Source organism: Blastomonas sp. UPD001 (genome assembly GCF_003426715.1).
In the GTDB taxonomy this organism is placed as follows: domain Bacteria; phylum Pseudomonadota; class Alphaproteobacteria; order Sphingomonadales; family Sphingomonadaceae; genus Blastomonas.
The window spans coordinates 2134987-2142725 of record NZ_QKVT01000001.1 but is presented as its reverse complement, the minus strand read 5'-3'; the positions used below and the strand labels follow the sequence as shown (position 1 = coordinate 2142725).

Here is a 7739-nt window from a genome sequence, read left to right as displayed (position 1 = left end):
AGCGCGACATGCTCGTGGAAATCGGCGTCCGAGCGGAAGGCGACGATCTCGGCGCTTTCGCTCGCGCTCACCGGCAGCCGCGCGCGCGCCGCGATGCGCAGCTGCGCCGGATCGGCATAGGCGGCGACATCGGCGGGGGTGACGATCGGCGCGTCGAGATCGGCCTCGCCATCCCCCAGCAGATGATAGGCGGGCAGCAGGCCCGCGAGCCGCGCGAGCTGCATCGCGGCTTCGGCAGCTTGCGGAGCAGGCAGGGGAAGCGCGGCGAACGGCCCCTTCATCGGCTGCGCAAGATCGAGCGAGGGATCGGCAATCGCGATCGCGCGGGCGCTGTCGAGCGCGCCGGGCACCGCGATCAGCACCGGCGCATCGGGGCGCGCGGCCTCTTTCTGGTTGGCGAGCTTGAGCGTGATCGCGCGTGCGGCGGAGATCAGCAGCTTGCGGCCCGTGCCCAAGGGCGCGCCGCCGGTTTCGACCGGACGCAGCGCGAGCCTGCCGTCCTCGCTCTCGACGATGATGTCCCAGCCCCGGGCCAGCGCATCGAGCGCCCGGGCCGCAGCACGCGCGTTCATCGCGCCTGTCCCCCCGAGACAGGTGCCATCAGAACAGGAACTCGCTGATCAGCGGCGCATGGTCCGAAGGCTGCGCCCAGCCGCGGCACGGCTCGACCACGCGGTGGCTCTTCACCGTCTCGACGATATCGGGCGAGACCCAGATATGGTCGAGCCGGCGGCCCTTGTCCGAAACCGACCAGTCGCGCGCGCGATAGCTCCACCAGGTGTAGAGCCGCTGCGGCGCGGGATAGAATTTGCGGCCGATATCGACCCAGTTGTGCGCGTCCTGCATGGCCTTCAACCGTTCGATCTCGATCGCGGTATGGCTGACGGTGTTGATCAGCTGCTTGTGGCTCCACACGTCCGATTCGAGCGGGGCGATGTTGAAATCGCCCAGGATGATCGTGCGCCCGCCGAGCCCGCGCGACCATTGCGTCATGCGCTCGATGAAATCGAGCTTCTGGCCGAACTTGGGGTTGAGATCGCGGTCGGGAATCTCGCCGCCCGCAGGAACATAGACATTTTCCAGCCGCACCGTGCCACCCAGGGGGCCGGTGATGCTCACGCCGATATGCCGCGCCTCGCCATTGGCCTGCCAGTCGAGCCGGTTGTCGTCGCTCAGCCGCATCTTGCTGATGATCGCCACGCCATGGTGCATCGGCTGGCCGTGCAGCTTCTGGAAATTATAGCCGAGCTGGCGGAAAGGGCCTTCGGGAAAGTCGTTGTTGATGACCTTGGTTTCCTGAAGGCACAGGATGTCGGGCTGTTCTTCAGCGAGGAACCGCTGCACCGAGGCGAGCCGGAAACGGACCGAGTTGATGTTCCACGAAGCGATTTTCAGAGGGGCAGCCATGGCAGAGGCTCTAGCCAGCGAACCTGCCAAACCCAAGCCCTAAACTTTAGGCAGGGCGCAAAAAACCCTCGTCCCGGGGGCATTGGAACGAGGGTTCTTTGTTGCGTTCGTCACGCTTGGGTGAAGCCGGTGGTTCGACCAGGTAACAGGGGGAAACCTCGTCGCCGTCTTCGAAAACCGTTCTAGCGAGCGAACCCTGTCTGCCATGTGAACGGAATTGCGAACCCTTCGCAGTTCGTCGATGGCGGGCGTCGGTTCGTCAGCAGGAGAGGTCTATCAGGGCCATTTCCTCGTCATTCCCGCGAACGCGGGAATCCCGCTATTCGGCTTGGGCTGAGACCAATACGCGGGACCCGAGCCTTCGCGGGGGTGACGAGGCTGCGATGCGCAACAGTCGTGCGAGCGGACAGCAAAAGCCCTGGGTCGCTATTTCGACGTGACCCTCAGCAACGCGGGCACCACCACGCTGTCGAGCGTCGTCACCATCGACCGCCTGACCGTGGCCAACACCGCCGGCCTGACCGTGGCCGGAACGGGCAACCTCACCAGCCTGATCGATGTCACCCAGACGGGCGGCACCGTGAACGTCAATGGTCGCCTGCGCTCGGTGGGTGACTATACGCTGGCGGCCGGTCTGCTCACCGGTACGGGCACCATCCAGGCGCCGTTCGTGACCAGCATCATGGGCACGATCGCGCCGGGCGGCGTCGGCACCGTGGGCACGCTGACCATCGATGGCAGCGCGGTGCTGGCGTCGGCGACGCAGTTCGCGGTCGATGTCGGCAACGGCGTGTCGGATCGCCTGGCGATCACCGGCGATGCCAGCCTGGGTGGCCGCGTGATCGTCTCGCCGGTTTCGGGCTACACGATCAAGAATGGCGATACCTATCGCATCGTCACCACCGGCGGCCGCATCTCTGCCGCCTTCAACTCGGCGGCGCCGATCAGCGCCATCCTGACGCCGGTGCTGACCACCAGCGCCAATGCCGTCGACATGCGCATCACTGCGGGCCTTTACAGCAACGTGATCGCATCGGGCTCGTCGGTGCAGCGGTCCTATGCCGGCATTTTCGACAGCAACCGCGGTGCCGAGCGGACCTATGCGGATGTCTATCTGCGCACCGACCTGATGTCGGCGGCACAGATCCAGGCGACGTTCGAAGGCTTGGCTCCGTTCACCGAATCGACTCGCCTGAACCTCGGCGAAGCGATGCTGTCGGCGACCTCGCGCTTCCACCGCACCCGCATGCAGTCGGCACTGTCCGGCGACATGGGCGGCACGATCGCGATGATCGGCCAGCCGATGGGCATCGCTGCCACCGCCACCAGCGGTGCAGCGCTTCCCGGGGCGATGGCAGCCGTGGCTGCGCAGGATAGCGGCGAGACCGTGACCGACGCGACATCGCTCGACAGCCGTTTTGCGCTGTACCTGGGCGGCGGCTATCTGAACGGCAAGGGTGCACCGATGCCGACCGCGCTGACCAATGGCCGCCGCGATTTCTTCGATGGCTATTTCATCTCGGGCGGTTTCGAATATCTGCCGCGCGATGGCGTGGTGCTGGGCATCTCGGCCAGCTATTCGGATGTCGATGCCAATGCCGTGCTCGGCCAGCAAGTCGCCGGTGAACTGATCGAAGGCAGCATCTATGGTGCATTCACCTCTGCCCAGGGGCTGACCCTTGATGGCCGCATCAGCGCGGGCAGCTTCCAGGTCGATACCGCGCGTTCGCTGTTCATTGCCGGCGCTCCGTTCACCCTGTCGACCACCGACGACAGCCTGGCGCTGACGGCGGAACTGGGCCTTTCCAAGGCGTATGAAACCAAGACCATCGTCTTCACGCCGCGCATCGCCGCGCAGTACCAGTATATCAACTATGGCGACGTGCGCGAGGCGGGCGGCGGTCCGGCTCTGGACATCGACCGCGACAAGTTCGACAGCCTGCAGATCCGCGTCGGCGCATCGGCCAGTGCCAAGAAGACCGCGGTGTTCCGTCCGTACATCTATGCCGATTATGTCTATGATGTGCTGGAAGGCGACCGCTTCTTCGGCGCCAATTTCGCCGGAAGCACCACGGGCCGCTTCCCCTTCGCCTATCGTTCGGACGACCGGACCTGGGCCGAAGCAGGCGTCGGTCTGACCATCTCGCAGCCAACCTTCGACTTCACCGCGTCGATCGACACCACGGTGGGTCGCCAGGACTTCCAGGCGCAGCAATACTCGCTCTCGGCGCTGTTCCGCTTCTAAGCACCAGCCCGGGCGCAAGCCTCACGAAAGCCCGTCAGCCGAAAGGCTGGCGGGCTTTTCGCTTTGAGCATCGGCGCTAGAACTTGAGCTTGTAGCGGATCATGACCCGATTGCTGACGACGCCATTGCCCAGATCGGCCTCCGCTCAGCCTGAGCCTGTCGAAGGCCCCGCGCCACGCGTGCTGAACAATACAACGTCATCCTGAACTCGTTTCAGGACCCATCGTGCCCCAAGAGCCGAAAGCCGCGTGGGGAGAAATGGGCCCTGAAACAAGTCCAGGGTGACGGACGATGGTAACGCTGCGCGGGGAGCATGGCCGTTGACGAGGAAGCCTCGCGCTCGCCCTGCCACCCTATTGAAAACTCGCCCTTAGCCCGTCGATCACGAACTGCGCCGCCAGCGCCGCCAGCAGCACGCCGAGCAGCCGTGTGATCACCGCCTCGGCCTGTTGCCCCAGCAGCTTCATCAGCGGGCCGGCGGTCAGCAGTGCGACCAGGGTGAGCAGCAGCACGGCGAGCAGCGCGGCGAGGATGGTCAGCGCACGGTCGAGCCCGGTATTCTGCGAGACCAGCAGCATCACCGAGGCGATCGAGCCGGGGCCGGCGATCATCGGCATTGCCATCGGGAAGATCGAGACATCCTCGATCTCGGGCGTCTCCATCACCTTCTGCGCGCGCTGTTCGCGGCGTTCGGTGCGCTTTTCGAACACCATGTCGAGCGCGATCAGGAACAGCATGATGCCGCCCGCGATGCGGAAACTGTTGAGTTCGATATGCAGCGCCGAAAGCAGCACCTCGCCGAACAGGGCGAAAACGAGCAGGATGCCGCCTGCGACGACCACCGCGCGGATCGCCATGCTGCGCCGCTGCTGCGCATTGGCTCCCGTGGTCATGCTGGCATAGATCGGCGCGCAGCCGGGCGGGTCGATCACCACGAACAGAGTGATGAAGGCGGAAACGAACAGCTCGATCATGCCGCGTCCGCCGGAACGTCGTCGCGCACCACGGTGTCGAAACCGGTGCCGTTCCACAGTTCGATGCTGATCGTGCGGCTGCCATCGGCGCGCACCTCCCAACGCCAGACCATCGTGCCATCGGCCGATGCGCGCGCACCGCTGGTCGGGGGGGCCGCAGGCTTTTCGCCCTTGCGCGGCGGACCGAACGGGATAGCACCCAGCGCCGCCTTGGGGTTGCCGGTGCACGCGGCGGTGCGCGAAGAGATCATCTCGTCCCCGGCGCGCGGCTCCTTGAGCAGCGCGCCATGGTCGAGCACCCATTTCCAGTCGGGCTTCTTGGCGCGCGGCTTTTCCAGATTCTGCCAGACGGTGGTGTAATAGCCCACCGCGCCGCCAGGAAATTGCGAGGCCCCGGTCGAGGCGCCGGTGCGCCCGTCGCACGCCATGAACAGCTTTTGCGGCTGCCATTTCACCGCCTGCGCCGGATCGGCGCGGCCCTTGAGCCAGGCCTGCGCGAGCACCGGCTGCGGAACGAACAGCAGCGCATGCTCGGACGCGGTTTCGCGGAACGCGGTCCACTGGCCCTTGTCCTGCGCCAGCCGCGCGAAAGCGATCTCGGAGACCAGCACCGCGCTCGAATTGGCATAGGATTGCCCCGGCGGCCCGGGCGGCGGCCCACGCCGATCCTCGCGCGGCGGCGGCCCGGGCTGGGCTCCGGCTGTGCGCGATCGTCACGGTGCAGCTTTGCTGCAGCAGCAGCTGCGCCATCGGCTTGCCGACGATGTTCGACCGCCCGATCACCACCGCGTGCAGCCCGGACAGATCGCCCAGCACATCCTGCAGCAGCATCAGCGATCCGAGCGGCGTGCACGGTACCAGCGCCTCTTCGCCCACCGCGAGTCTGCCGGCATTGACGACATGAAACCCATCGACATCCTTGGCCGGATCGATCGCCGCCAGCACTGCCTTGTCGTCGATATGGCCCGGCAGCGGCAACTGCACGAGAATGCCGTCGACAGTGTCGTCGGCGTTGAGCGCGGCGACCAGAGCGAGCAGCTCCTGCTGGCTGGTCTCGGCGGGAAGGCGATGCTCGAAGCTCTCCATCCCGGCCTCGAGAGTCGCCTTGTGCTTGGAGCGGACATAGACCTGGCTCGCGGGATCCTCGCCCACCAGCACCACGGCAAGGCCGGGCGCGCGGCCCGCCTGTTCCACAAAGCTGGGGACACGCGCGGCGAGGCGCGCGCGCAAACCGGCCGCAAAGGCCTTACCGTCGATGATCCGGGCTGTCATGGCCTGAGCCCTAGCGGCAAACGGCCCCGAATGCCACAGCCGAGCGCGGAAATCTGTGCCTTAGGCGAACTGTTCCCAGAGCCGGGGGATGATCGAATTGCGCAGGATCATCACGATCAGGATCACCACCATCGGTGCCAGGTCGATCATGCCGAGATCGGGCAGGATCTTGCGCACCGGGCGATAGAGCGGCTCGGTGATCCGATGCAGCGATTCGACCAGCTGGCGGACCAGATCGTTCTGCATGCTGACGACGTTGAACGCGATCAGCCAGGACAGCACGATCTGGATGATGATGAACCACGTCACCACCTGCAGGATGATATCCAGGATTTCGAGCACGATCTGCATGGGTCTCTCGCTATGGGCTTGTCGGATATCCTGGCCGGATATCTAGAGCGATCCAGGGTGTATTACAAGACTAAAGCGGTTACGCGCGGATCAGCGTGCCCGCACCGCGCGAGGTGAAGATCTCGAGCAGCATCGCGTGCGGGACGCGACCGTCGAGCACCACAGCCGCATCGACGCCCTGCTCGACCGCATGGACGCAGGTCTCGAGCTTGGGGATCATGCCGCCGGTGATCGTGCCGTCGGCGCGGAGCGCGGCAATGTCCTGCGGTGTCAGGTCGGTGAGCAGCTGCTTCGCCTTGTCGAGCACGCCCGAGACATCGGTCAGGAGGAACAGCCGCGATGCCCCGAGCGCCGCCGCGACCGCGCCCGCCATGGTATCGGCATTAATATTGTAGGTCTGGCCGTCGGGGCCCACGCCGATCGGCGAGACCACGGGGATCATGCCGGCGTCCGAAATGGTCTTGAGCACCGTGCAGTCGATCGCTTCGGGCTCGCCGACAAAGCCGAGGTCGATCGCGCGCTCGATATTGCTGTCGGGGTCGCGCATCGTCCGCTCGACCTTGCTCGCGCGGACGAAGCCGGCGTCCTTGCCGCTGATGCCGATCGCCTTGCCGCCGGCTGCCGCAATCCAGGTCACCAGCTCCTTGTTGATCGCGCCCAGCACCATCTCGGCGACATTGGCGGTCTCGCTGTCGGTGACGCGCAGCCCGTCGATGAACTCGGACTGGACGCCCAGCCGCTTCAGCATCGCGCCGATCTGCGGGCCGCCGCCGTGCACGACGACCGGGTTGATCCCTACGGCCTTCAACAGCACGATATCCTCGGCAAAGTCGCGCGCCAGCTCGGGATCGCCCATCGCATGGCCGCCATATTTGACGACGAAGCTCTTGCCGGCATAGCGCTGCATGAAGGGCAGCGCCTCGGTCAGCGTCTCTGCCTTGGCGAGCAGCGCGGGATCGTGAATGGTATCGCTCATGCGTCGAGCCTTTTGCCCAGCCGGACGAAGAACACAATCAGGAACGGCACCAGCGCGACCGAAAGCGCGACCTTGGCGACCATCTGGCCGACGAGCAACTGGCCGATCGGGAACACGCCGTAAAAGGCGATGGTGACGAAGATCAGCGTGTCGACGATCTGCGACAATGCCGAGGCGATCACCCCGCGCACCGCGAGGAAGCGGCCCGGCATGTTCTGCAGCTTGGAGAAGATATAGACGTTGAGGAATTGCGACACGCCATAGGCGCACACCCCTGCGGCCCAGATCCGCCCTGTCGCGCCGAGGATCAGCTGGATCGCGCTCGCATTTTCCGGCGCCATGTCGGGCGAGGGCGGCAGCGACCAGACGATCCAGGAAAGGGCCATCGAGAACAGCAGCGGCACGAAGCCGAACTTGACCAGGTTGTTGGCGGTATCGCGCCCGTGCAATTCGGCGATCGCGCTCGACACCACGACGAGCAGCAGAAAGGCGAAGATGCCCGCCTCGACCGCGA

General features: G+C 65.5%; 7 protein-coding genes and 2 pseudogenes. 1 reads left to right on the top strand and 8 read right to left on the bottom strand.

Going from position 1 to position 7739, the window contains the following annotated elements; genetic code table 11:
• Both DM995_RS10900 and DM995_RS10895 read right to left on the bottom strand, forming a co-directional pair.
• A pseudogene (locus DM995_RS10900) lies at nt 1-572 on the bottom strand (GTP cyclohydrolase II); the annotation flags it as partial.
• Nucleotides 573-600: 28 nt separating this feature from the next.
• Nucleotides 601-1407 carry an exodeoxyribonuclease III gene (locus DM995_RS10895; RefSeq protein ID WP_023839127.1) on the bottom strand — a complete coding sequence of 269 codons (807 nt, stop codon included), beginning with the start codon at nt 1405-1407 and terminating at the stop codon, nt 601-603.
• A 436-nt stretch (nt 1408-1843) separates the two neighbouring features.
• Here DM995_RS10895 and DM995_RS10890 point away from each other — a divergent pair, with 436 nt between their 5' ends.
• Nucleotides 1844-3652 (top strand): autotransporter domain-containing protein, encoded by a 1809-nt coding sequence (locus DM995_RS10890; protein ID WP_116969431.1) that lies wholly within the window; start codon nt 1844-1846, stop codon nt 3650-3652.
• Between the two features lie 353 nt (nt 3653-4005).
• On the opposite strand, the gene DM995_RS10885 is transcribed toward DM995_RS10890, so the two are convergent.
• From DM995_RS10885 to DM995_RS10865, 6 genes and pseudogenes are all read right to left on the bottom strand, one after another.
• Complete coding sequence (locus DM995_RS10885) at nt 4006-4626, bottom strand: MarC family protein (RefSeq protein WP_116970423.1); 621 nt, start codon at nt 4624-4626, stop codon at nt 4006-4008.
• The gene (locus tag DM995_RS21830; RefSeq protein WP_198669457.1) at nt 4623-5237 is read right to left on the bottom strand and encodes a hypothetical protein; all 615 of its coding nucleotides are present in this window, start codon (nt 5235-5237) and stop codon (nt 4623-4625) included. Before DM995_RS21830 ends, DM995_RS10885 begins: the two co-directional genes overlap by 4 nt.
• A 78-nt stretch (nt 5238-5315) precedes the next feature.
• Nucleotides 5316-5898 (bottom strand): annotated as a pseudogene (locus tag DM995_RS10880) (tetrahydrofolate dehydrogenase/cyclohydrolase catalytic domain-containing protein); the annotation flags it as partial.
• Between the two features lie 60 nt (nt 5899-5958).
• Nucleotides 5959-6249, bottom strand: a complete 291-nt coding sequence (locus DM995_RS10875) for a YggT family protein (protein ID WP_023839117.1) — start codon at nt 6247-6249, stop codon at nt 5959-5961.
• A 79-nt stretch (nt 6250-6328) separates the two neighbouring features.
• Nucleotides 6329-7225, bottom strand: a complete 897-nt coding sequence (gene argB, locus DM995_RS10870; protein WP_116969430.1) for an acetylglutamate kinase — start codon at nt 7223-7225, stop codon at nt 6329-6331.
• The coding region (locus DM995_RS10865; protein WP_157973286.1) for a queuosine precursor transporter at nt 7222-7739 on the bottom strand (518 nt) is incomplete at its 5' end. The genes DM995_RS10865 and argB, both read right to left, overlap by 4 nt.